This window comes from Canibacter zhoujuaniae (assembly GCF_011752015.1).
Taxonomy (GTDB): domain Bacteria; phylum Actinomycetota; class Actinomycetes; order Actinomycetales; family Microbacteriaceae; genus Canibacter; species Canibacter zhoujuaniae.
On sequence record NZ_JAAIKA010000001.1, the window covers coordinates 181,266 to 205,506 of the forward strand.

Consider the following 24,241-nt stretch of genomic DNA (forward strand, 5'->3'; position numbering starts at 1 on the left):
ACACAAAAAACTAGCGGATCAGCGCCAAACAACTTCTTGGCTGACGCTGATCCGCTAGAAAAACCTAAGATTTTAGGGTTTAGGCGTGAAACTTCTTACCGTTCACGCGCTCTGACGCACCCACTCTATCCAGGTACTTCGTGATGCCGCCGGCTTGGAACGGGAAGCCAGCGCCGAAGATAAGACAGAGATCGATATCTTCAGCAGCGGTCACAACACCCTCTTCGAGCATGATGTGAATTTCTTTTGCGAGCTCGTCTTCAACGGTGCGCAGAATTTCTGCAGCGGTGCTCGGACTCTTGCCCCCCGCCAGGAGTTTGGCAGCCTGCTTTGAAAAACCGGTTGGTTTTCCGGCTTTATTTTTCTCTAGCGGGCTTTCAACATCTGAGAGTTTGTGCAGAGTATCGGTTGCGTAGAACCGCTCAGGGAAGGCTGTTGCCATAGTGTCTTGCACGTGCGCAGCAACCTTGTACCCAACTAGATCGATCAGCTCAAACGGCCCCATCGGCAAACCGATTGGATCGAGCGAACGTTCAACAACCGCAAGGTCGGTGCCGTTGTCAATCGCGCGAGCTGGCTCACCCATAATCTTTGCAAGGAGGCGGTTAACCACGAAACCGGGACGATCCGCGGTGATAACCGCGCTCTTGCCGAGTTTCTTAGCGGTGGCCATCGCGGTTGCGAGTGCCTCATCGTTGGTTTGCTCGATGCGCACAACTTCAATCAGCGGCATAACCGCCACTGGGTTAAAGAAGTGGAAACCAACGAGACGTTCAGGATGCTTTAGCACACTGCCGATTTCAGCCACTGAAAGTGATGAAGTGTTTGTTGCGATGATCGCGGTGTCGCTGATGATTGGTTCAATCTCTTTGAAGACAGCGTGTTTAACACCGAGTTCTTCGAACACTGCCTCAATCACCCAGTCGCAGTCTGCGTAGAGTGATTTATCTGTTGTGCCGGTGACGAGTGCCTTAATTTGGTTGGCATCATCGCTTGAGAGACGCCCCTTTTCGTGCATCTTATCAACTTCGCCATAGATGTAACTAAGGCCCTTGTCAACGCGCTCTTGATCTAAGTCGGTGATGAGCACAGGCACTCGCAGCTTGCGAGCGAAAAGCAGCGCAAATTGGCTTGCCATAAGGCCAGCACCAATGACTCCAACCTTGTTAACGGGTTGCGCAAGCTCTTTTGCTGGAGCGCCAGCAGGTTTCTTAGCGCGCTTCTGCACAAGGTTGAAGGCATAGATGGAAGCCTGGAACTGGTCATCAGAAATCAGGTCGGTGAGCGCCTGATCTTCACGTTCAAAGCCCTTTGCGCGGTCGTTGTCTTTTGCAGCATCGAGCAGCTCAAGTGCCCGATAGGGTGCTTTTGCCGCGGTGCCAATTTTTGACTCAAGAGTCTTTCTGGCAATTTTAATGGCAACCGGCCATTTGGTCAGGCGTTCAAGCTTGCCGGGCTCATTCGGGCGCTGCACTTTAGTGTCACCACTAAGAACGCTGTCTGCCCAACGCAGAGAGTTTTCAAGGAAGCTAGCTGAGCCGAACATTGCGTCAAAAAGACCCAACTCGAAGGCTTGTTTTGGCTTCATCATGCGGTTCTGCTTGAGCGGGTTGCTGATGATGATGTCAATTGCAGCTTCGATGCCGATCAGGTTTGGCACGAGTGTTGCGCCACCCCAGCCCGGAATAATTCCCAGGAATACTTCTGGGAATGCCAGTGCGGCGGCGTTTTCATCGAGTGTGCGGTAGTCGCAGTGGAGTGCGATTTCCATTGCCCCGCCGAGCGCGAGACCGTTGACAAACGCAAAAGACGGAACACCAAGATCGCTAAATTTGCCCAGCACATAGTGACCCATCTGTGCCATCAGCAGCGCATTTTCACGGGTTGCAAGAGACCCAACCTTTGACAGGTCAGCACCGGCAGCAAAAATCCACGGCTTGCCAGTAACCGCGACACCGTCAATAGCGCCGGCGGCAGCACGGGCACGCAGTTCGTCTAGTGTGCTGCCCAGCCCCGCTAGCGTGCGCGGGCCGAGAGTGTTTGGGCGAGAGTGGTCGTGCCCATTATCGAGTGTGATGAGCGCTAAAGTTTTCCCGGAATTAAGTTTCACATCACGCACATACGCTTCGGTAACTACCTCGTCTGCCGATGCCTCGATAAGCGGCGAGAAATCAATTTTTGTGTAATCAGTCATTATTACTTTCCTTTCTTGCCGTTGTAGTGTGGGTTTTCCCAGATAATTGAGCCGCCCTGGCCGAGCCCAACACACATTGCTGTGATGCCGTAACGCACATCTGGTCGCTGCTCGAATTGGCGTGCCAGCTGGATCATGAGACGCACACCAGAAGATGCAAGCGGATGCCCAACAGCGATTGCGCCACCCCATGGGTTGATGCGCGGATCATCGTCTGCAATGTCGAAGTGATCGGTGAACGACAGCACCTGTACGGCAAAAGCCTCATTTAATTCAAACAGGCCAATATCGTCAATTGTCAGCCCGGCACGTTTGAGTGCTTTTTCGGTTGCGGGCACCGGCCCCAAGCCCATAACCTCTGGGGCAACTCCCGCAAATGCGTAGTTAACCAAAGTCATTTTTACATTAAGGCCGAGCTCTTTAGCGGTATCGGCGCCAGCGAGTAGTGACATAGTTGCGCCGTCTGTGAGCGGTGAAGCGTTACCCGCGGTAACACGGCCGTGCGGGCGGAACGGTGTCTTCAACCCGGCAAGGCTTTCGAGATTAGTCTCTGGGCGTCGACCCTCATCTTCGGTTGCAAGCCCCCACCCTTGCGCAGAGCGAATCGCCACAGGCACAAGATCCGCCTGAATATCTCCGCGGCCGTAAGCCGCCTCCACCTTATGCTGGCTGCGCATTGCGAATTCGTCTGCACGCTGTTTTGTGAGATGTGGGAAACGGTCGTGCAGCCGCTCAGCGGTAATACCCATATTCAGCGAGTCTGGCGACACGATTTTTTCCGCGAGAAAACGCGGGTTTGGATCTGCATCAAACCCCATTGGGTGGCGACCCATGTGCTCCACACCACCAGCGAGGGCGACATCGATGTGCCCCGCCCCGATTGCGCTGGTCAGCAGAGTTGTGGTTGTCATTGCGCCGGCACACATGCGGTCAAGCGCAAAACCAGGCACGGACTGCGGCAGACCGGCAAGAATTCCGACAGTGCGCCCCAGGGTGAGCCCCTGATCACCCTGCTGGGTGGTTGCTGCGATGCCGACGTCGTCTATTCGGTCTAGCGGTAACTCAGGGTTGCGCTCTAAGAGTCCCTGAGTTGCTTTGACAGCGAGATCGTCGGCACGGGTGTTCCAATACATTCCCTTTTCGCCGGCGCGCCCAAATGGTGTGCGCACGCCGTCAACAAACGCGATTTGCCTTGCAGTGGCCACATTGCCTCCCAATAAAATAATGGAATTACTTTTAGTTTGAGTCTACAAAAATAAGCCTGAGTTTTTGAGATATTGCTTCAACCTGCCAATTACGCGCACCAAGCTCGCGCAGGGCACTGTTGAGACTCTCCAAATCTGGGGTTTCAGGCGGCCTAACAATAAGTCGTTTTAAAACAGCCGGTTCGAGCAGATTTTCTGGTTGTATCGCCATCTCATCTGCTATTTCTGCGATGATTTCACGCCCGCGTGTGAGGCGTTTTCGCAACACCGGATCCGCATCACGGCCGGTTAGTAGCCTGCGTAGACTGGCTTCAGAATCTCCCCGTTCTGGTGGGTGCTTCAATATCTCAGTGCTCTGTTTACCCTTTCGGATCGCCCGCCACCAGCGCCCGGCTTCTGTGCGTGCAGCGGTGCCGCGAAAGTCACGCATACGAACGAGATCATTTTCAGAGCGTGGCCGTTTTTCAGCGGCCGCAATAATCGCACTATCGCGCAATAGCAGCGTCGGCTCAACATCCATCTCACGTGCGAGCGCATCGCGGGCGAGCCACAACTCTTTGACAATCGCAAGTGCCCGATTATCACCGTTTACCTTCGTAATGTGTGAAGTGCGGCGCCACTGATCGGCACGTTTAGGTTTCGGCTGCCACTCTAAGAGCGCCGCAAACTCTTCAGCAAAAATTTCGGTCTTGTTTTGTTTCTTTGCTGCAGCAATAAAATTTTCGCGTATGTCGGCGAGAAACTCTACATCGATTGCCGCATACTCAAGCCATTCGTGGTGCAGCGGGCGCAGCGACCAGTCAACATCAGAAAACTTCTTTTCAAGCTGCACATGCAGAACTTCTGCAACAAGTTTTCCAAGCGCGGTGCGCTTTTTCCCAAGCAGGCGACCGGCAAGCTCGGTGTCAAACAGTTTTTTCGGGCGCAACCCCAGTTCAGCCAGGCAGGGAAGATCATGCGGCGCAGAGTGCAAAATCCACTCAGATTGGTTTAGCAGTTCACGCAGTGGCTCAAGATCAAGAATTTCTATCGGATCAATCAGAAAGATCGCCGAATCGCCTCTTTTTATTTGGATCAAATAGGCTCTGCTGAAGTATCTGTATCCTGATGCTCGCTCGGTGTCTAACGCAAACGGTCCGTCGTGCGCTGCCAACTCAGTAACAGCTCTTTTAAGACCGAGATCGTCATCAATGAGCTCCCAACTCAGACGCAGTGAGCTCTGCGGCAGCAAAGCTTTCTCTGACGTCATTGTTAAACGCGTTCCTTGCGTGCGCGGTGCGCGCTCAACGAAACGACGCCCTCACTGTCTGGTAGGCCGGCCATCATGCACAAAAGCTGGGCCCAAGCCTCGGCGTGCGCCGCAAAGTTGTCATCGCACGGCGTCCATGAGGCACGAATTTGCAGCTGCGCACCCGTGCCCGCTGCTGCTAACCCACCGTAGCCGGAGGAGATAGTTTTTGTTGCGGATCCGGATATTGCTGTGTAGTCCGCGCCGTGCTTGTTGAGCGCATCAAGCAACCACGACCATGTGACATCTGCAATAAAAGGGTCGTCTCCCATTTCGAGCTCTAGGGGAGCCTGGGCGTAGCACACAAAACGAAAATCACTGCCCCAGCTATCAACGCTGTTACTGTCGTGTAAAAGTATCAGACGCCCGGCGCCTTCGGCTGAATCAAGATCCGGCTCGGCGTTTCTGTCTTGTAGGTGTGATACTCCGCCACCGATAGCGTGTGTGAACTGCGCGGTTGTGCGCGGTGCTGCAATTTCTGCCCACTGCAATTCAGCGCGAAAATTTGCCGCCCGAATTTGCGATACCGCCGCCTCGAAACTGGGCGGGGCAGTTGTTAAAGTTGCGCTCACACTGATAATTTATGAGTGCCTCTCATATCCACCCCTGAGGCGCGCCGCAATTCTGGCTGTAAGCTGAGCGGTCTAAAATTAACGGGTGCTAGCAAACGAAAATTCTGCATTCAATCACCTGACGCACAGGACCCCACGGGTTACCGGCATGGAGCTTGTGGCGACTCTGACACCGCCACCGCAGTTTGCCACGGCTACTTTTGATTCTTATAAACCGGATCCTGCGCACTCCTCACAGTCTGAGGCGAGGCAGCTGTTGCGCAATTTTGTTGCCGGTGTCGGATCACAGCCGCTGCAGGAAAAGCGCGGAGGATTTTTCGGCTTTGGGCGTAAGAAAAAGCAGGGGGTAGCAGAAGAGGCAGCACAGCTTGCGCCTGCTGTAACTGTGCCCGCCGGCAAAATGGGTGTCTATCTCGACGGCGGTTTCGGTGTTGGAAAAACCCACCTGTTGGCGGCCGCATGGCACGCGCAGGCCGGGCGCAAATATTTTGGCACCTTTATTGAATATACGGCGCTTGTTGGAGCATTGGGTTACGACGGTGCGGTGAAAGTGCTCAGCGGCGCAAAACTTATCTGTATCGATGAGTTTGAGCTTGATGATCCGGGTGACACGATGCTGATGACGCGCCTGATTAAAGATCTCACCGCAACCGGTTCAAAGTTCATTGCAACCAGTAATACTCCGCCGAATGCACTGGGTGAGGGGCGTTTCGCCGCTTCCGATTTTATGCGCGAGATTCAGTCTATGAGTGAAAAATTCGTGACCGTACGAATTGACGGCGAAGACTACCGACAGCGCAATATTGAGGGTGAAGCGGTTGTGCTGAGCAGTCAGCAGTACACCGAAAAACTTGCACGCGATAGCGCAGCTGGCAAGTTTGTGACCGACGATAGCTTTGTTGACCTGCTTAACCACTTGAGACATGTGCACCCTTCAAGCTATGCGGCGCTGGTCAGCGGCATAGACCGGATCGGCCTGCGTGACACCTTCGAGCTGACAGACCAGTCTGCCGCACTCCGGTTTGTGGCTTTCATTGACCGCGTTTACGATGCGCAGATTCCGATGCAAGCAACCGGTATCCCGCTAAACACTATTTTCGGCGGTGGCATGCTCGATGGCGGTTATCGCAAGAAGTATCTGCGCTGTATGTCGCGCGTAAACGCCCTGTGCTCAGGAGAAATTGCTGATTAGGGCGCGCATATGAACTGGGAACGGTTGATCCGAAAAACTTTAGAGTCGCTGTTTGCTGAGCTGTTTCGTGGAAAACGCACCCGGCGCGGCACCAGATCTGCTCGGGGCCGCAGCGCCTCTCAACACAAGCACGGTTATCAAGTATCTGGCGCGGAATCTCCCGGACGTTACGGCGCTGGCGCCACCTGTGACGCTAAAACAGCAGAAATTAAGTCGGCTGTGTTTGGTTATCAACCGAATCATGATGGCGATCCAGATCCGGGTGAGGTTGTTTGGACGTGGGTGCCGTATCAGGAGGCTGACGGGCGCGGCAAAGATCGTCCCGTGCTGATCCTTGGCCGCTGCGATCAAGAGACGGTAATTGGTTGCTATCTGTCAACTAAACAGCATCGCGGATTTATTAATATAGGGTCTGGGCCGTGGGATGCGGAACAGCGAAACAGCTATCTTAACCCACATCGTATTTTGCGCGTTAAGACCTCAGGAATGCGTCGCGAGGCTGCGCAAGTGAGCCGCAGCCAGTATGACGAGGTTGTTAAACAACTGCAGCACAGAGGTGTTCTCTAATGGAGCGGATCTAGGCTGCTGTCGAGTTTCCGGTTGAGGTCGACAGAGGTTTCAGATAACTCCAAGAGGCGTTGCCTCTTTGTTTCAAAATCAGATGCGAGCCCTTCTAGCTGGAGCCGCTCATTTTCTAAGCTGTCGCGGCGCTGTTTCAGTAGATCGCTTTCTCGGTAAAACGCTGCTGGGTCGTCCGCATAAAAATGTTCGTCATTGCGTTTTCTGAAAGCCTCTGCGTCTGCATTAAATGAGCGCACTGCATCTTCAAAGCTTGCCCTGCGAGACTCGTATTCAGACTTAATGCCGTCCATGTTTGCCTGTAGCTGCTCAGCTTCTGCCTGGAGGTCGCTGAACACAGAATGGTAACCGTTGAAATAGGAGAGGATCGCACCGCGGTCTTTGAAGTAGCTGCTGTAGTGCGTTTCCAGGGTCTTGGGCAAATCGCTAACTTCGGTGCCTAACACTGAGTGGAGTTCGTTAGCGAAACTTGTTTCTGAGAGGTGTTCATACACGCTCATCCGCTCAGCAAGTGCGGGATCTGCGGCTTTTCTTTCCTCATAAAAGCTGAGCAGTTGCTGCTGCAGGCTCTCGCGCTCACCGTTTTTAAGTTGCGCCCAGGCGGCGTGCAAAAGTTCGTGCGCAGCGGTGGTTTCGACGATTCCAGAAATGCGGGAATCATTGACGCGAAACAGATAAATTGCGTGCTTGTGCGAGTAGCAACCGACAACATGACCGCCCTCCCTGTGGTCAACACCGGCACACGCCTTATTAAACCGGTCGCGATCGATAATCTCTGGATGCGTTGATCTGAAGACGAGCGAGCCGGCGGTGGTTAGTTGGAGATGCTCTTCGAGAGTTGCAACCTCAGCAGATGGCTCAAACTGTTGCGTCTGAATCCAGTTTGAAATTGTGTAGCGCTGATCGTAGGCGTAGTAGCTGCCGGCGAGCACACAGGCACCAACTAACAGGGACGCCAGCACCCGCCCAGTGCGACGCCGCTGCGGCACAGGCGTGGGTTCGGACGAAATCGGATCTTGGAGCATTTTAATAAGTTCTTGACTGCCGGGTCAGTCTTATGTAAAAGCTTATTGCCACCTCGGGGCATATCGCGTAAATACGGGCGAGAGTTAACAAAATGAAACAGTGCAGAGTGCGTGCGACACGCTGAGCGCCGTGATTATTTGCAAAATGATAATGAGTTTATTAAAGTTAATCGAGTTGCACGGGAACGTGTAGCAAGCGGATGTAGCGCAGTTGGTAGCGCATCACCTTGCCAAGGTGAGGGTCGCGAGTTCGAGTCTCGTCATCCGCTCTGGTGGGCGGTTAACCGAACCACCCCCGGTAAGGTTTATTCCTTTCGGTGGCGTGGCCGAGAGGCGAGGCAGCGGCCTGCAAAGCCGTATACACGGGTTCGAATCCCGTCGCCACCTCCACTAAATGAGCGATTGGCGCAGCCTGGTTAGCGCGTTTCCTTGACACGGAAGAGGTCGCTGGTTCGAATCCAGTATCGCTCACAGATTACTTACTAATCACAGTAGTTTTCTCTGACTGCGAGAATCGCGTAATAGACTTTTATTATGGGTTCTGCACAGTATGATCAGCTCTTTACTGAAACTTTTGAAGCCTTAGCTTCCGGGTCTTATGCACCACTAGACCTGCTAACTAAGTGGTGGCAAACAGCTGAGAGCAGCGATATCATTGTTGATCACCGTGCAGCCGCACTTGCCACCTTCGATGCTGAGAGCGGATACCCAGACTCGCGAATCGTGTATGTGCGGCCGCCTAGGGAGTCTGGCTTTGAGTTTTATACTGACCGCAGCTCTGTTAAGGGGGTGCAACTGCAGAAACACCCGCAGGCAGCTATTACGATGCTGTGGCACAATGCGTGGATCCAAGTGCGTGTGCGCGGCGATGTGACGCTGACCTCACGCGACAGTGATCTGGCATACTGGCAGGCTCGCCCGGTAGAGAACAGGCTCGCAGGGTATTCTTCACAGCAGTCACAGGCTGTTGCGAGTGAGGCTGAGCGCGACGCTAATTTTGCAGCAGCCAAGGCGCTCTATCAGGAAGGTGATGTGCCGCTGCCGGAGCGCTGGGGTGGTTTCGTGTTGCTTCCGCGAGAAATTGAATTCTGGCGTGGCACCGATCACCGGATGCACCGGCGGGTACGTTTACAGTGGCAGGGGAGCGAGCAGCCGAATCTCAACACTGCAGACGGGTGGAGCCACACGCTTCTAAACCCCTAAACCGGTTTTTTAACGACAGCCCGGTAAATTAACCATCCGATGCTGCCAACTACAACCAGCCCCAGGGCGCCGGCAGCCAACTGCCAGGCAGCGCTTTCAGCCGCCGGCACTATGACACCGGCGATAGTTGCTGAGCAGAGCAGCAGCAGAAATGATGCGACGCTGGTCGCGCTACCTTTTGAATCAGGGAACATGTCAACCATTTCAAGCTGCGTCGGGCCCATCATTAGTGCCGCACCCAGCCCGGCCAACGCCGGCCCCACCATGAGCAACTGCGCGGGGAGGGCGTGGGTGTTGCCTGTGTCGATGATCAAATATGCCATCACCGTGCTGTAGCTGTGGGCTATGAGCAACACCGGAAGCGCAATACTGATGAACGTGCTGCGCCGCACCCTGAATGAGAGCCTCCCGACCAGCAGGTTGCCGATGGTCATACCGCCAATAATAGGCACAAATAAAAGCCAGTAGTCCTGTTCACTGAGCCCCAAGTAGTGCGGAATAATGACAGGCGCGGCACTGATGTAAACAAAGAAACCCTGGCTGGCTAATGTGACCAAGCCAAGCAGTAAGAAGCGCGGGTTGCGACCCACATGCACTAGCGCCTTCAGAATAGCGCCAGGCTTAAACGGCAGACGCTTGGTTTTAGGCAGTGTTTCAGGAATGCGAATGAGCGTTAAGACGAGAGTCACAGCGGCGTATACGAACATCGCAAAAAAGATATGACGCCAGGTGCCGATGAGCAGCACCCAGCCGCCGATAATTGGCGCTATAGCGGGAGCGAGCGCAAAAACCATCATCACATTACTGGTCAGTCGCTGCGCAATCGGGCCGCTGTAGAGATCGCGAATTATGACGCGAGAGATAACAGTTGCACCACCTGCTGACAGCCCTTGAACAGTGCGAAAAATCAGCAGCAGCTCGAACGACGGCGCAAGAGTCGTGCCCAGACTGGCGAGCAGATAGACGCTAAAGGCAAGCAGCATAACCCGTTTGCGCCCTATCGCATCAGAAATAGCGCCGTGAAATAAGCTCATTCCTGCGAAGGCAACAAGATAAATACTAGTAATTTGCTGCAGTTGTGCCGTGCTGACATTAAACTCCCTGCCGATATGCGGGAAACCGGGGAAGATCATGTCGATTGTGAACGGCCCCAACATCGCTAACATTGCCAGGCTAATGATTAATGCGAAGGGCGGCTTATCCGGAAAACCAGTTGATAAACGAATTGCAGAGGTTTCTGACACCCGATAAGTCTACGCCTCTAAGATAGAAGTAGAAATTTTTAGACTAGATGCAGCGTAGAGAAGTTAACAACAGATCTACCACTTAGGAGAGATTGTGGCAGACGGTTTTTCACTGTTTACCGACCGCAACGTCGTCGCGATGCGCGTCAACGGCGAATTGAAAGATTTAGCAGCTACAGTCTCTGACACGGATACAGTTGAGCCGGTCACGCTTGAGTCAGAAGACGGCTTAAACATTTTGCGCCACAGCACCGCGCACGTGCTTGCGCAGGCCGTGCAAGCGATCAACCCAGAAGTTAAATTGGGCATCGGGCCACCGGTAACCGACGGTTTCTACTACGATTTTGATCCTGCTGCGCCGTTCACACCTGAAGATCTCAAAGAGATCACCAAAAAAATGCAGCAGATTGTGAAGCAGGGGCAGCGGTTTGTGCGTCGCGTGGTGTCAGAGGACGAAGCGCGCAGAGAGCTCGCAAATGAGCCTTACAAGCTTGAACTAATCGGGATCAAGGGCAGCACCGGCGACGATAACGAGAACGTTGAGGTCGGTGGTGCAGAACTTACAATCTATGACAACGTTGATCCGAAAACCGGTGAGGTGCTTTGGAAGGATCTGTGCCGCGGCCCGCACCTGCCCAACACAAAGCTAATCGGCAACGGCTGGAGTTTAATGCGCACAGCCGCCGCTTACTGGCGGGGCAGTGAGAAGAATCCGCAGTTGCAGCGCATCTACGGCACCGCGTGGCCGAGCAAAGATGAGCTGCGCGCCTATCAGGTGCGGCTTGAAGAAGCCGCGAAACGCGACCATCGCAAGCTCGGAGTCGAGCTAGATCTGTTCAGCTTCCCTGATGAAATCGGTTCGGGTCTTGCCGTTTTCCACCCCAAGGGTGGCATCATCCGTAATGAAATTGAGCAGTACCTACGGGGGCAACTGCTTGCGGCCGGCTACGACCTTGTAAACACCCCGCACATTACGAAGGGGCACCTCTTTGAAACAAGCCAGCACCTGTCTTTCTATAAAGACGGCATGTTTCCGGCAATGCATCTTGACGAGGTGAGTGACAGCGAGGGCAACGTCATAAAACCCGGGCAGGATTACTACCTGAAACCGATGAACTGCCCCTTCCACAATCTCATTTATCGCGCTCGCGCACGCTCCTATCGTGAGCTGCCGCTGCGTCTTGCCGAGTTCGGCACGGTTTACCGCTACGAGAAGAGCGGCACACTCTCAGGCCTGACCCGTGTGCGCGGCCTGACCCAGGACGACGCGCACATTTATGTTACCGATGAGCAGGTGCGCGATGAGATTAAGAGTCAGCTGACACAGGTTTTTAATGTGCTGAATGGTTACGGCCTCAGCGACTACTATCTTGAGCTCTCAACCCGCGATCCGGAAAAATCGGTGGGCACAGATGAGCAGTGGGAAACCGCTGAAGCAACACTCCGTGAGGTGGCAGAAGAAACAGGTCTCGAGCTGGTTGCTGATCCGGGTGGTGCGGCTTTTTACGGCCCGAAAATATCGGTGCAGGCGCGTGATGCGATCGGCCGCACATGGCAGATGAGCACCGTGCAGCTCGATTTTAATCAACCGGAGCTGTTCGAGCTTGAATACGCTGCCGCTGACGGCACGCGTAAACGTCCGACCATGATTCACCGGGCGCTGCTCGGCTCGGTTGAGCGATTCTTCGCAATTTTGCTTGAACACTATGCTGGTGCATTCCCGGTTTGGTTGTCTCCTGTGCAGGTTGTCGGTATTCCGGTGGCCGCTGAATATGGCTCATACCTCGATGAGATTATTGAAAAACTGCGCGCGCACGGTGTGCGTGCTGAGGTGGATCACGACGATGATCGAATGCCAAAGAAGATCCGCACCCACACCAAAGCGAAGGTGCCTTTCCAGCTCATCGCCGGTGAAGAGGATCGCAGCGCTGGCGCGGTCAGTTTCCGCTTCCGTGACGGCTCACAGTTAAACGGTGTGCCGGTGGCTGAGGCTGTGGAGCGCATCGTGCAGGCGATTCAGCAGCACGAACAGGTGAACACCGCATGGGCCTAGAAGATGCGGACACAGTAGCGCAGGGGGTGGATCTGCCGGCCGACCTCTTCGGCGCAGAGCGTGAGACGGAGTTTGCCGCCGGCGCGCCTGATGGTTTCAGCAGGCTCTGGGTGCCGCATCGGATGGCGTATGTGGCAGACCACACCCAGCCGGGAGCAGCAGACTGTCCATTCTGTGCGGCGCCGGCAAAGAGCGACGCAGACGGTCTTATCGTTGCGCGTGGCGAGAGCGCTTTCGTCCTGATGAATCTGTTTCCATACAACGGCGGGCATGTGCTTGTGTGCCCCTACCGGCATATTTCGACCTATGACGAAGCTTCTGCCGCAGAGGTTGCAGAGATCGGTTTCTTAACGCAGCACGCGATGCGCGTTATCAAAGAGGTGAGTGGCTGTCACGGTTTTAATATCGGAATGAACCAGGGGGAGGTGGCTGGTGCTGGGATCGCAGCCCATCTGCATCAGCACATCGTGCCGCGTTGGAGATACGACTCTAATTTCTTTCCCATCATCGCGCGCACGAAGGCACTGCCGCAGCTGCTTGAAGAGGTTAGAGCACAGCTCGCATCGGCGTGGGACGTCACAAGTTAGCCGCGCGATCCGCAAGAAATATGGGGTAATCTGCCGATTACCTCTAAACTGAATCTGTTGACTTTTTCTGAAGACGGTAAGGAATATCGATGGCAGGTCACTCCAAGTGGGCAACAACCAAACACAAGAAAGCAGCGCTTGATGCGAAGCGTGCAAAAGCTTTTGCGAAGTTGACCAAGAATATCGAGGTTGCCGCACGAATTGGCGGCGCAGACTTAGAGGGCAACCCGGCTCTTGAAGTTGCTGTGCACAAAGCTAAAAAACAGTCTGTGCCGAACGACAACATTGAGCGCGCTATTAAGCGTGGCGCAGGTCTCACCGGTGATGCTGTTGACTACGAAACTATTATGTATGAGGCTTACGGCCCCAACGGTGTGGCGCTCCTGATTGAGTGTCTGACCGATAATCGCAACCGTGCAGCAACCGAAGTGCGTGTGGCGGTGACCCGCAACGGGGGCAACATGGCAGACCCGGGAAGCGTGTCTTTCAACTTCAACCGTAAAGGTGTGATTACCGTAGCGGCTGAGGGCGCAGATGAAGACTCAATTTTTGAGGCGGTGCTCGAAGCTGGTGCTGAAGAGGTAGAGAAAACCCCGAACGGTGAGGCGTTTGAGATTATCACCGAGCCAAACGATGTTGAGCCGGCTCGAAAGGCGCTGGCTGATGCTGGGATCGATTACGAATCAGCTGAGGTTGAGTTTGTGCCGAATCTGAAGGTTGATATTGATGCTGAGACGGCGCGGAAAATCTTTAAACTGATTGATGCGCTTGAAGACAGCGATGACGTGCAGAACGTTTACTCAAACTTTGGTCTCACCGCTGAGGTGCAGGCGGAGCTTGAGGCGGACGAATAAAATCACCTTATGACAAGGATTCTCGGCATCGACCCCGGGCTAACACGCTGTGGGGTCGGTGCCGTTACTCTTTTACCCGGTCGTAAACTGCAGTTCGATCATGTTGAGGTGCTGCAGAGCGCGGCGGATAGTGAACCGCAGCAGCGTCTAGCGAAGATCGGCGGGGCTATTGAGCGGATCCTGGACAGCGCTGAGAAGCCGAACGAGATTGCCTTAGAGCGTGTTTTTGCGCAGCAAAATTTGCCGTCTGTGATGGGGGTTGCGCAGATTTCAGGGGTGGTTCTTTATTTAGCGGCACAGCGCGGTATTCCGGTGACGCTCTACACTCCAAATGAAGTTAAGCTGCAGGTGACAGGTTACGGTGCGGCTGATAAATCGCAGGTGGCGACGATGGTGGCCCGGCATCTCGGGCTTGCGGCCCTGCCAAAGCCGGCCGATGCTGCCGACTCGCTCGCGATTGCGATAACCCATGCCTGGGCGCTGTCACGTGCGGGAGCGGCTGCGTTAGGTTCCAAAGCTAACGCCAGTGGCGGGCAGACCCCCGCACAGACGGCGTGGTTAGCGGCCGAACAAAAAGCGGGCAGACGCCGTAAAGGGATGCGCCGGTAGAAGGGAAACGCCGGTAGTGTTCGCGCCTATTAGGCGCGCGGCATTGGGTTTGGTCCTTCCGGTTCGATGTCTGGTAGCCCATCCGGTAAATGCGGTATCTGGATTGTGCGAGTGCGGATCGCTTCGATGGTCTCTTCGACCTGGCGCTGGCGACGACGACGGCGCCTATCGAGCGCACGCTGCTCAGGCAGGCTCCAGCCAAAACGCATCGCGAGCAGACGGATCGCAGCGGTTAACACAACACAGATAACACCCGCTATCGTGATGCTCAGCCCAAACTTGATTGCGAGCACCACGAACGTTGATCCAACAATCGCTGCAACCGCGTAAAACGACCCGACGTGCAGAGCTGCTATTGGCAGATTCAAAAAAACATCTCGCACAACACCACCGCCGACAGCGGTCACCGCGCCGCAAAAGATAGCGGGCACAAATGGCAGCCCAAAGGCGAGAGCTTTAGTTGTGCCGAGGGCTGCGAAAGCGCCGAGTGAGAGCGCGTCAAAAACGTTGATTAGCTTATCGACTTTCAACAGCACGCGCTGCAGGAGCATCCCGATCATACCGGCCACCACACACGTCACCATGTACCAGTTGGTGGTCATAGTTGCCGGTGTCACATTTAGAAAAAGATCTCGGATCAGACCGCCGCCAATGCCGCAGCAGATGGAGATTACCGCAACGCCAAGCAAATCAAGGCGTTTAAAGCCCGCTGCAAAAAGTGCGCCCTGCATACTTCCGAGAGCGACAGCTGAAATATCTAATGCGAGCGGAATGGTAAATATCTCGTTTTCCACAGATTAATTCTTGCAAATCGGCGTGCGCTAAGTAAATCTTGGGCGCGGCGCTAAATACTCTACTTATGCCAGTGTTTCGGGATCATGCGATTGTGCTGCGCACCCAAAAGTTGGGTGAGGCTGATCGCATTATTACAGCTCTCACCCGCGCACACGGGCAGCGCAGAATAGTTGCGCGCGGTGTGCGCAAGATCAATTCGAAAATAGGCGCCAGGCTTGAACCTTTTAATATCGTAGACCTGCTTGCGTTTGAGGGGCGAAGCGGTCTCGACTCACTGAATCAAGTTGACTCACTAGCCCTATTCGGTGCTGAAATCAGTTTGGATTTTGACCGCTACAGGGCTGCAAGCATCATGGCCGAAACAGCGATTCAGCTGACTGAAATGGACGCAAGCGTGCATCAGTTCAACCTTTTGAGCGCAGCGTTAAAAGCACTAGCCGGCAGAGAGCAGGCCCCTGAGCTGCTGCGCGATTCATACCTTTTGCGCAGTCTCGCACTGGCAGGCTGGACGGTTGAGTTGCGCTCTTGTGTGGTGTGCGGGTCGCGAGATAATCTCACCCACTTTAGTGTGCAGCACGGCGGGGTGGTTTGCGATAACTGCGCGACACCGGCTATGTCACGCATTAGTTTTGCAGAGTATGAGCTTTTGGCAGCGCTCTTGATTGGAGCCTGGGTGCGCGTAAACAACAGTGATGCCAGTAGCCGCCAGCATGTCAGTGACCTAATCGCGGCATTTGTGCGGTGGCAACTTGAGCGTGGCTTAAAGTCGCTTACAATCGATGAAATAGCCAGAAGGGCAGAACAGCAAAGGGGAAACCGTGGCGAAAGAGTCTGAGACGCTCGTGCCCGTTGACTGGACCGGGCAGACTCCGCCTGAATTTAGCGGACCGGTGCCAAAACATATAGCGATCGTGATGGACGGTAACGGCAGATGGGCAAACCAGCGGGGACTCACTCGCATTGAGGGGCATAGGCGTGGTGAGCAGACACTGTTAGACGTTGTGGCGGGCGCCGCACAAGCCGGGGTTAAATATCTCACCGTCTACGCATTTTCAACTGAAAACTGGCGCCGCTCACCAGAAGAAGTGCGCTTTCTCATGGGATACAACCGTGAAGTTTTAAGAAAACGGCGGGCACAGCTGCACGACTGGAACGTGCGTATGCGCTGGTCGGGTAGACGCCCTAGGCTGTGGTCTTCGGTTATTAAAGAGCTGCATGCAGCTGAAGCTCTCACCCGGCGCAACACAGGTTTAACACTCACTATGTGTGTTAACTATGGGGGGCGCACTGAAATCGTTGATGCGGTGCGGGCGCTTGCGGCAGATGCCAAAGACGGCAAACTGGATCCCAAACATATTACCGAGCGCTCACTAGCACGCCATCTTTACGTGCCGGAGCTACCCGATGTTGATCTTTTTCTGCGCACATCGGGAGAGATGCGCACGAGCAATTTTATGATGTGGCAGTCTGCCTATGCTGAAATGATGTTTGTTGAGAAGCTGTGGCCAGATTTTGATAGAACCGATCTCTGGCGGGCAATTCAAGATTTTCACGGCAGGAACCGCAGATTCGGTGGCGCAGTTGATTTGCCACTGAAGTAAATAGTGCGAGAATTATGACGCAATGAATCAAACAGTTGAACACCAACCGCTAAAAATAGGCAAGCTCAGTTTCGATATTCCGGTCGAGCTAGCTCCGATGGCCGGTATCACCAACACCGCCTACCGGAGACTGTGCAAAGAGTATGGTGACGGGGTTTTTGTTAGCGAGATGATTACCAGCCGTGCGCTGGTTGAAAAAACTCCCGCAACCATGCGATTAATTCAGTTTCATGAGAGCGAAACCCCGCGTTCAATGCAGCTTTATGGGGTTGATCCGAAAACTATCGCGGAAGCCGTGAAAATCGTGGTAGACGAGGATCTTGCCGATCATATCGACCTGAATTTTGGCTGCCCTGTGCCGAAGGTGACACGCAAAGGCGGGGGAGCGGCACTGCCGTGGAAAAAAGATCTGTTCGCAGCAATCGTTGAGCAGTCGGTGAAAGCGGCGGGCAGCATCCCCCTGACTATTAAAATGCGCAAGGGGATCGATGAGGATCACCTCACTTTCCAGGATTCTGCACGGGCTGCGGTTGATGCGGGTGTCAGCGCAATCGCATTGCACGGCCGCACCGCCGCGCAGCACTATTCCGGCAAAGCTGACTGGGATGCAATAGCGGAACTTGTTGAAATTGTGAAGGCGCGTGCGGATATTCCGGTGCTCGGCAACGGTGATATTTGGTCTGGGCAGGACGCTATTACGATGGTTGAACAGACCGGTTGTGACGGTGTTGTTGTTGGTCGGGGGTGTCTCGGCAGGCCGTGGCTGTTCGGTGATCTGCAGGCGATGTTTGAGGCTCGTGCCGGGCGCATCAGCTGGGAGGAAGCGCGCGCCCTGGCTGCAGCGCCAAAACTCGGCGCTGTTATGGATGCTGTGCGCCGCCACACCGAGCTGTTAATCGAGTTTTTTGGTGACGATGAGGCGCACGCATGTCGCGATATTCGCAAACATATGGCCTGGTATTTCAAAGGCTATAGCGTTGGCGGAGATGTGCGGCGGGCGCTTGCGGCGGTGATCTCACTCGAACATATGGATGAGATATTTGCAACCATGGATCGCGACATGGCGTATCCGGGTGAGGGAGCCGAAGGGCCGCGGGGCCGCGCCGGCAGACCAAAACGGCCGCACCTGCCGGAGGGCTGGCTCGATACACAGACAGTAGAAAATATCGACTTCACTGAGCTTGCTGCGGCAGAAATTGACGGTAACGGTGGTTAAGGGATATTCAGAAGCTGACTTTGAGCGTTTTCAGCCAGAGCAGCACACCAGTTCTCGCAGCGATTTTGCAAGAGATCGGGCACGTGTTTTGCACAGTTTTGGGTGGCGACGCTTAGCGTTAAAAACTCAAGTGCTCAGCCCCCGTGCCGGCATCGACTTTGCGCGCAACCGTCTCACACACTCGCTTGAGGTGGCGCAAATCGGTCGGGAGCTTGCGGCAAGTTTTAATGTCTCTGAAGATTTGGTTGACACCGCCTGCCTGACCCACGACCTCGGACACCCACCGTTTGGGCACAACGGTGAAGTCGCGCTGAATGAATGGGCTGATAAAGCCGGTGGCTTTGAAGGAAACGCGCAAACCCTGCGCATCCTGACGCGTCTTGAATCAAAACGTTTTGATGCTAACGGCAACTCGATAGGTTTGAACCTGACGCGCGCAACGCTCGATGCCTCGTGTAAGTATCCTTGGAGCCGCATCGATGCGACCGGTAATAAACGTCACAAGTTTGGCTACTTCGATTCAGATAGCGCTGTTTTTGACTGGCTGCGGCAGGGTGCGGTGCCGGGCCGTAAAAGCTTTGAAGCGCAGGTGATGGATCTCGCTGACGACATCGCCTATTCTGTGCACGATTTTGAAGACGCGATATTTAGTGAGCACATAACCCCGTTTATGCTCGCTGCAAAGAGCGGGCATCAGGCGACACTGCGCACTATCGCCGAGTGGTCTGGCAACGAATACACGATCGCTGAATTGGGTGAAGCATACGAGAATATTGCTGCATCGTCGCTGTGGTTGACTGATTGGACGGGCAGCCGTCAAGACGCAGCGCAGCTAAAAAATTTCACAAGCGATATGATCGGTCGCTTTGCGGGCGCCGCGATTACCGCAACGAAAGAAAGCTATGCTGCGGAACAGCTTGCGCGCTACGGGGGCAGTGTGATTGTGCCGCGCACGATCCGCGCAGAAATCGCTGTTTTGAAGGGGATTGTTGCAGCCTATGTCATGCGCGCAGACAGCAGGCAGGCGACTTACCGCAAACAGCGTGAACTGCTTACTGAGCTGCTCGATAAATTTTGGCAGCAACCGGGGTTGATGGATCCCGCATTCCAGAGCGATTTTAATAGTGCTGAGAGTGAGCACGCAGCGCAGCGTGCTGTTGTAGATCAGGTTGCGAGTCTGTCGGATCAAGCAGCGATTGAGCTTTATAACCGCTACTGCGCTATTCCGCTGGTTTAAGCGGCGCGCTAGACTTAACGGCATGGCAGGCCGCATACCCGAGAGTGACATTGCCGCGATTAAGCAGCGGGTCAATATTTTTGATGTGGTATCTGACTATGTGACCCTGAAGCGGGCTGGTGCCGGGTCATTTAAAGGGCTGTGCCCGTTTCATGATGAGAAAACACCGAGCTTTACCGTCAACGTAAATCAGGGCTATTTTAAGTGCTTTGGGTGTAACGAAAGCGGCGATACGATCGCGTTCTTACAAAAGCACGAACACCTCTCTTTCACAGAGTCGGTTGAGAGGCTCGCTGAGCGAGTCGGCTATCAAATCTCTTATGAGGATAGGCAGGGGGCGCCTAAAGGGCCGAGCAAAACCAGACTCTATGAGGCGCACAAGATCGCCACAGAGTTTTACGCCCGGCAGCTTGCAACTGAAAACGGTCAGGTTGCGGTTGAATTTCTGGCAAAGCGCGGCTTTGACAGTGGGGCGTTAAAAAAATTTGAGATTGGTTATGCACCAGACTCTTGGGATGGGCTGACAGGGCTATTAAGGCAGCGCGGGTTTAGCCAAGAAGAGCTCACTGCGAGCGGGCTGGCGTCGGCTGGCAGCCGTGGCATCTATGATCGCTTTCGCGGGCGTATTATGTGGCCAATAAAAAACATCACCGGCCAAACTATCGGTTTTGGTGCCAGAAAACTTTTAGAGAGCGACCAGGGGCCAAAATATCTGAACAGCCCTGAAACACCGATTTATCAAAAATCACAGGTGCTCTACGGCTTAGACAGCGCGAAAAAAACTATCGCTGAGCGACGCAGCGCAATCGTCGTTGAGGGGTACACAGACGTTATGGCGTGTCACCTTGCGGGTATCACCAACGCGGTAGCGACCTGCGGTACCGCGTTCGGATCAGATCACATTCGTCTCTTGCGCCGCATTCTGGGTGACGAGGCGGCGGCTGAAGTTATTTTCACCTTTGATCCGGACTCCGCCGGTGAGGCTGCAGCGTTGAAGGCTTTCGGGCAGGATCATCAGTTCAACGCCCACACCTATATTGCAACGAACCGCTACGGTTTAGATCCTAGCGATCTGCGACAGCAGCAGGGGGACAACGCGGTTATCGCAATGTTTAGCGAGAAGAAACCGCTGTTCGAGTTTGCCCTGCAACACGCTGTTAAGAACTATGATCTAAACACTATCGAGGGGCGCTACGGTGCGCTCCGGCGGGCTCTTCCGGTAATCGCCGCGATTAAAGACAGCAGTCTGCAGCCGGAATACATGCGTGAGCTGGGCAAAATGGTTGGTTTAGACTTTCCCGATGTGCAGCGAGAGTTTCGGGCACTGAAACAGCGCGGCAATCTTGCCCTACCAAAGGCGCACACCGCTCCGCGGGAGTTAGCGGCGGATACCGCAGAGGCAAATGGTCAAAATACGGTTGCTGCTACCACACCCCAGCAGGTGCCGCAGATCACACTCGGCATGCTCCCGCAAGATACGGGAACAGAGATAGAGGTGGATGCGCTCGCAGCGATGCTGCAGTATCCGCTGTTGGTCGGCGCGGATCGTCTCGCGCATGCGGCAACTGCGCGAGTTGATCTTGGGCCTTTAAAACAGGTGCGCGATGCTATTGCAGTTTCGCTTGAGAGTCTTGGTGACGGCGCCGGTTGGGTTGACCGTGTCAGCGCCGCAGCCCCTGCAGAGGTGCGTTCTCTGGTGCGGGAGATTGCGCTGCTGCCGCTGCCAAACTTAGAGACCCGGCAGTTTCAGAAATTCGTGGTGCAGTCTGTTGTGCGGCTGCAGCAACGTGATTTTGAAACCTTGCAGCAGGAGCTTACAAGACGTCTAAGGTTGGTTGCAGACCCCGGGAGCGATGAGGCGACAGAAATTCGCAAGCACATTTATACTGTTACCAAGCTGCGCCGTGAGTTCGACCAGCTGTTTGAATAGCGCAGGTGGTGTGACACTAACAACGTTTGTTAGGGCTCAGATAGCGCTGTAGATGTGCAGCTACAGCTCATACTTGACATTTCCAAAATAATGTTGTACGTTCCGATTAGAAGTAGAATCTGCTCACATTCAATGGTGAAGGGTGAAACGATGAATAAGAAAATCACAACATTAGTTCTCTCCATAATGCTTTCTCTGGGTGGCGTTGGCGTGGCTTATGCTCAATCGTGGGGTCACTCACGGTAAAAGGTACTGACCCAAGTATCGGTTAATTTAGGCGCCTAAACTCTTAACTACCTGGCTGTATTACCGTGATTATAGGGAGTTTCCTGAGAAAAGTTCCAATCAGGAAAATTATGCTATTTGAGCTGCTTGGACTTTATCTTGGATTCTTTTTCTTATCGTGGTTTTTCTCATATGTAGCACATGGATCTGCGTCTTCGTATGTGTTGATAAGATACCTGAAACCCCTTCTGGAGTATCAAACACAACTTTTATTAGGGCTCTCGCTAGTAGTTGCTGTGCACCATTATCAGTTCTTGCTAGCTGCCAAAACTGAGGTGAAATGCCGTGTTTTAGTTGGCGACAGAGTATGCACTATACGTTTCAGATACGCTCTTGCCTGTGTGACCATTCTTTTATTTAGTTTTTGTATATCCATTGCTGCGCACCTATCACTGAATTTGAATATTGATAATTCGGTCTATTTATTCACTTGCTTTGCGGCATATATCACCTTAACTGCTCTGTTATTGAGGTGAAAATGAAAGGATCCGCAATGAGTATCTTTAAGTTTTTCTTTTTGCGGGTTTTCTTGCGGAAACCCTTACTGAGTTTAACTGTGTTTTTACTGCTATTAGCAGGGAACTATATAGCCTTTACTACAGTGAGAACCATAGTTTCTACAATTGAAGGGGCGCAAGAGGCTTCACGTTTAACTTCCTCAGAAATAGTTGTATCCAATTTGGACCCAAATTCAAATTTAGACTTCGAAAAAATTACCGAAACTAGGTTGCAGGAAATATATAACTTCCTGAGCAGTAAATATGAATATGGACTGTTCACCGATGGGTACATCGTTGACTTACCAAATAGGTATGATGTTGAAATACCAGCAGTATATATGAACCAGACCTATAGTAATTTGAATGGTTTTGCTATCGCAAGTGGGGAAGGTATAACGTTCGAGAGCCGTGTAGAGAGTTCTGATTTAATACCGGTTTTAGTAGGGCGAGGTCTTACCGAAGATTACCCAGTGGGATCAACATTCACAATGGTTGACCCTGTTTTGCACATGCCGAAAGAATACGTTGTCAAAGGGATACTCGCTGAAAATACTGCGCATTCAAATTTGTATGCATTAGATTCTAAGCAATATTACAATTTCTCAATTGTTGTCCCGGTGACGGAAGACTTTATCGAAAAAACAGATCTCGCTTTCAAATTAAACGGTTTGATGGATCTAGTGCTAATTAATGCCACTGCGCAGGAGATTAAGGAGCTACAGTCTTACATTAAGCAGATAATCGCAGTAGATTTCAATTATTTTAGTGAACAACAAAATATTGATTTTTATAACCAATACTTTAAGTCTTCTATTAATTTTCTTGCTGTGGTGTCCGTAATTTTGCTCGTGGCGATAATTCTATTGTCAGTGTGGAGTTCGTTGATTAGCGTTCGTACAATGATTCGTGAATTTACGATAAATCTTCTTGTGGGGCTAAGCTACAAAAAATTTCGACGCATATTTTTTAGCTACTATGCCGGTTTATCTCTGCTCGCTTTGATCGTAATATTTGTTTTAGCCGCTTATTCTAGACAAAGTTTCTGGATAAAAAAAGACGCATATTTCATGACCTATGGATCATTTGGTGGTCTTATTTTTATGGATTGGGTAGGGATAACGGCAGCGCTTATCGTTGATGTCTTAATTGCAGTTGTCGTGTCAAAAATAGCTGTTTACCGTGTGAAGAGGATTCCTATTACTGTTGGAGTACTGCAATGAAAGACAACATTATTGAATTGCATGTTAAAAGTAAACTTTATCGTGGGAAGTCGTCTGTCGTAACAGCCCTAAATGATCTAACTCTCGCTGTATCGCAAGCTCAAACGCTTGCCATAGTAGGTGAATCAGGTATTGGGAAAAGCACCCTACTGAATATTCTAGGCTTGCTCGATAGAAAATTTATTGGCAGTTACAGCTTATTTGGGAAGGATGTTTTTAGATTAACTGATGCGGAACTGGCACAATGGCGAAACCAAAAAATAGGATTTGTGCTGCAAGAATCCGCTTTAATTAACTCTCTGTCTATTGCGGATAATATCGCTCTGCCGATGTTGTACGCTAAACAAAGGAAAAGCGAGGGACGGAAACGCTTGCTAGAGCTCACTCGCTCCCTTGGTATAGAGTCAATTCTCGACAAGAAACCGTTGGAATGCTCCGGCGGAGAGAAAGCGCGAGCTATATTTGCACGCGCAGTTATTCTAAAACCTCAATTGATTCTTGCGGATGAGCCTACCGCTTCGCTCGATGCAGAAAATGCTGAACGTATACTCGATCTGTTATTGGAACTAAACAAGCACCACGGCGCAACGGTTATTACGGTCACGCATGACTCAGAAATAGCTAGCCGACACGAGAGATTAGTTGAGTTAAAACGAGGTTAATCATGGGTTTTGCTGTAATGATTTTTTCTTTCATATTTGGTGTTGTATGTCTTATTGCAGGGTTTAAAAATGTGAAACTAAACCCCATCTGGCTGTTGTCCATAGTTATCGGTGTAGCCGGGATCGCTTTCGCAGTTTATTTAGGTTGGCCCAAATAAGGGGCAGTAATACATCTGGCGTCTCTTCACCT

The 24,241-nt window shown here is 52.8% G+C and carries 21 protein-coding genes and 3 tRNA genes; 17 read left to right on the plus strand and 7 right to left on the minus strand.

The features are described from left to right. Positions 1-79: 79 nt before the first annotated feature. The 4 genes from HCQ99_RS00850 to HCQ99_RS00865 are packed head-to-tail and all read right to left on the minus strand — an operon-like array spanning position 80 to position 5,259. Positions 80-2,194, minus strand: coding sequence for a 3-hydroxyacyl-CoA dehydrogenase NAD-binding domain-containing protein (locus tag HCQ99_RS00850; protein ID WP_166984681.1), 2,115 nt, complete (start codon positions 2,192-2,194; stop codon positions 80-82). A gap of 2 nt (positions 2,195-2,196) precedes the next feature. Further along, a complete protein-coding gene (locus HCQ99_RS00855; protein WP_166984682.1) occupies positions 2,197-3,399 on the minus strand; it encodes a thiolase family protein in 1,203 nt (400 codons plus the stop codon). Positions 3,400-3,430: 31 nt separating this feature from the next. Beyond that, on the minus strand, positions 3,431-4,648 hold the full coding sequence (locus tag HCQ99_RS00860) for an HRDC domain-containing protein (protein WP_166984683.1): 1,218 nt from the start codon (positions 4,646-4,648) through the stop codon (positions 3,431-3,433). A 2-nt stretch (positions 4,649-4,650) separates the two neighbouring features. Continuing rightward, complete coding sequence (locus HCQ99_RS00865; RefSeq protein WP_166984684.1) at positions 4,651-5,259, minus strand: DUF3000 family protein; 609 nt, start codon at positions 5,257-5,259, stop codon at positions 4,651-4,653. An 85-nt stretch (positions 5,260-5,344) separates the two neighbouring features. On the opposite strand from HCQ99_RS00865, the gene zapE reads away from it, so the two are divergent. Both zapE and HCQ99_RS00875 read left to right on the plus strand, forming a co-directional pair. Then, entirely contained in the window at positions 5,345-6,451 is a 1,107-nt protein-coding gene (gene zapE / locus HCQ99_RS00870; RefSeq protein ID WP_424945188.1) for a cell division protein ZapE, read from the plus strand. A 9-nt stretch (positions 6,452-6,460) separates the two neighbouring features. Then, complete coding sequence (locus HCQ99_RS00875) at positions 6,461-7,018, plus strand: type II toxin-antitoxin system PemK/MazF family toxin (RefSeq protein WP_166984685.1); 558 nt, start codon at positions 6,461-6,463, stop codon at positions 7,016-7,018. On the opposite strand, the gene HCQ99_RS00880 is transcribed toward HCQ99_RS00875, so the two are convergent. Beyond that, on the minus strand, positions 7,015-8,055 hold the full coding sequence (locus HCQ99_RS00880) for a hypothetical protein (RefSeq protein WP_166984686.1): 1,041 nt from the start codon (positions 8,053-8,055) through the stop codon (positions 7,015-7,017). The genes HCQ99_RS00875 and HCQ99_RS00880 overlap by 4 nt on opposite strands. 196 nt (positions 8,056-8,251) lie before the next feature. Between HCQ99_RS00880 and HCQ99_RS00885 the strand changes: the two genes are divergently transcribed. The 4 genes from HCQ99_RS00885 to HCQ99_RS00900 all read left to right on the plus strand — a co-directional run bounded on the left by HCQ99_RS00885 (position 8,252) and on the right by HCQ99_RS00900 (position 9,258). Continuing rightward, a tRNA-Gly gene (locus HCQ99_RS00885) sits at positions 8,252-8,324 on the plus strand. 47 nt (positions 8,325-8,371) lie between these two features. After that, a tRNA-Cys gene (locus HCQ99_RS00890) sits at positions 8,372-8,445 on the plus strand. Positions 8,446-8,451: 6 nt separating this feature from the next. Beyond that, positions 8,452-8,526 (plus strand) — tRNA-Val (locus tag HCQ99_RS00895). A 63-nt stretch (positions 8,527-8,589) separates the two neighbouring features. Continuing rightward, positions 8,590-9,258, plus strand: a complete 669-nt coding sequence (locus tag HCQ99_RS00900; protein WP_166984687.1) for a pyridoxine/pyridoxamine 5'-phosphate oxidase — start codon at positions 8,590-8,592, stop codon at positions 9,256-9,258. Here HCQ99_RS00900 and HCQ99_RS00905 read toward each other — a convergent pair. Beyond that, positions 9,255-10,502 (minus strand): multidrug effflux MFS transporter, encoded by a 1,248-nt coding sequence (locus tag HCQ99_RS00905; protein ID WP_166984688.1) that lies wholly within the window; start codon positions 10,500-10,502, stop codon positions 9,255-9,257. The two genes, HCQ99_RS00900 and HCQ99_RS00905, sit on opposite strands and share 4 nt — an antisense overlap. 139 nt (positions 10,503-10,641) lie before the next feature. On the opposite strand from HCQ99_RS00905, the gene thrS reads away from it, so the two are divergent. The 4 genes from thrS to ruvC all read left to right on the plus strand — a co-directional run bounded on the left by thrS (position 10,642) and on the right by ruvC (position 14,605). Continuing rightward, positions 10,642-12,555, plus strand: coding sequence for a threonine--tRNA ligase (gene thrS / locus HCQ99_RS00910; protein WP_424945196.1), 1,914 nt, complete (start codon positions 10,642-10,644; stop codon positions 12,553-12,555). After that, positions 12,546-13,142, plus strand: coding sequence for an HIT family protein (locus tag HCQ99_RS00915; RefSeq protein WP_166984689.1), 597 nt, complete (start codon positions 12,546-12,548; stop codon positions 13,140-13,142). Before thrS ends, HCQ99_RS00915 begins: the two co-directional genes overlap by 10 nt. A gap of 89 nt (positions 13,143-13,231) precedes the next feature. Further along, entirely contained in the window at positions 13,232-13,996 is a 765-nt protein-coding gene (locus tag HCQ99_RS00920) for a YebC/PmpR family DNA-binding transcriptional regulator (protein WP_166984690.1), read from the plus strand. A 9-nt stretch (positions 13,997-14,005) separates the two neighbouring features. Further along, positions 14,006-14,605: a crossover junction endodeoxyribonuclease RuvC gene (gene ruvC, locus HCQ99_RS00925; RefSeq protein ID WP_166984691.1), complete on the plus strand. Its 600-nt coding sequence runs from the start codon at positions 14,006-14,008 to the stop codon at positions 14,603-14,605. 29 nt (positions 14,606-14,634) lie between these two features. On the opposite strand, the gene HCQ99_RS00930 is transcribed toward ruvC, so the two are convergent. Further along, positions 14,635-15,399: a trimeric intracellular cation channel family protein gene (locus tag HCQ99_RS00930; protein ID WP_166984692.1), complete on the minus strand. Its 765-nt coding sequence runs from the start codon at positions 15,397-15,399 to the stop codon at positions 14,635-14,637. A gap of 65 nt (positions 15,400-15,464) precedes the next feature. Here HCQ99_RS00930 and recO point away from each other — a divergent pair, with 65 nt between their 5' ends. The 7 genes from recO (at position 15,465) to HCQ99_RS00965 (ending at position 24,051) form a co-directional block, all read left to right on the plus strand. After that, positions 15,465-16,235, plus strand: coding sequence for a DNA repair protein RecO (gene recO / locus HCQ99_RS00935; RefSeq protein ID WP_166984693.1), 771 nt, complete (start codon positions 15,465-15,467; stop codon positions 16,233-16,235). Beyond that, positions 16,219-17,001: an isoprenyl transferase gene (locus tag HCQ99_RS00940; RefSeq protein ID WP_166984694.1), complete on the plus strand. Its 783-nt coding sequence runs from the start codon at positions 16,219-16,221 to the stop codon at positions 16,999-17,001. Before recO ends, HCQ99_RS00940 begins: the two co-directional genes overlap by 17 nt. 22 nt (positions 17,002-17,023) lie before the next feature. Then, positions 17,024-18,217 (plus strand): tRNA dihydrouridine synthase DusB, encoded by a 1,194-nt coding sequence (gene dusB / locus HCQ99_RS00945; protein ID WP_166984695.1) that lies wholly within the window; start codon positions 17,024-17,026, stop codon positions 18,215-18,217. Further along, on the plus strand, positions 18,210-19,454 hold the full coding sequence (locus HCQ99_RS00950; RefSeq protein WP_243854756.1) for a deoxyguanosinetriphosphate triphosphohydrolase: 1,245 nt from the start codon (positions 18,210-18,212) through the stop codon (positions 19,452-19,454). The genes dusB and HCQ99_RS00950 overlap by 8 nt, the downstream gene beginning before the upstream one ends. A 22-nt stretch (positions 19,455-19,476) precedes the next feature. Further along, positions 19,477-21,384 (plus strand): DNA primase, encoded by a 1,908-nt coding sequence (gene dnaG / locus HCQ99_RS00955; RefSeq protein ID WP_166984697.1) that lies wholly within the window; start codon positions 19,477-19,479, stop codon positions 21,382-21,384. A 778-nt stretch (positions 21,385-22,162) separates the two neighbouring features. After that, positions 22,163-23,389, plus strand: a complete 1,227-nt coding sequence (locus tag HCQ99_RS00960) for an ABC transporter permease family protein (RefSeq protein WP_166984698.1) — start codon at positions 22,163-22,165, stop codon at positions 23,387-23,389. Then, positions 23,386-24,051 (plus strand): ABC transporter ATP-binding protein, encoded by a 666-nt coding sequence (locus HCQ99_RS00965; RefSeq protein ID WP_166984699.1) that lies wholly within the window; start codon positions 23,386-23,388, stop codon positions 24,049-24,051. Before HCQ99_RS00960 ends, HCQ99_RS00965 begins: the two co-directional genes overlap by 4 nt. Positions 24,052-24,241 lie beyond the last annotated feature (190 nt).